Source organism: Streptomyces sp. SID12488 (assembly GCF_010548275.1).
GTDB lineage: Bacteria > Actinomycetota > Actinomycetes > Streptomycetales > Streptomycetaceae > Streptomyces.
Genome location: NZ_JAAGLT010000124.1, coordinates 1 through 459 on the forward strand (window position 1 = coordinate 1; position 459 = coordinate 459).

Sequence of the window (459 nt, forward strand, 5' to 3'; positions counted from 1 at the left end):
CGTTTTACACATCCGCTTACACACGCACTATCACGAGTTTCCATACGACTACACGGGCCGCTACAGTCGCGATCCGGAGTAGCTATCTAGGAGGGGAAGATGGCTCGTAAGCACCCGGATTGGAAGCCTGAACTGCTACGTACACACCGAGAGGCGGTGGGACTAACCCTCGAAGACACAGGGGAGAAGCTGCGGGAAATCGCAGAGCGCCACAACCTCAACATCGCAGCAAATTTCCAAACGATCTGGGGTCACGAGAACGGAAAGGTGTACCCCGGGCCGCATTACCGCCGGGCGTACTCTCGACTGTATCGACTCAACGAAGCCCAACTGGGATTTCGTGGCGCCTTGCCGGGAGAGGAGGCGCACATGGAAGTTCTATCCACTCCGGATTGCAAGGACCAATCAGCGGCAGTTAGGGCAGCCCTGGGTAGCGTGCACGCCGGTACGGATGACGTG

Annotated in this window: 1 pseudogene; it reads left to right on the forward strand. The window is 58.0% G+C overall.

What is annotated here, in order from left to right:
• Positions 1-99: 99 nt before the first annotated feature.
• Positions 100-459, forward strand: a pseudogene (locus G3I56_RS43475) (ATP-binding protein); the annotation flags it as partial.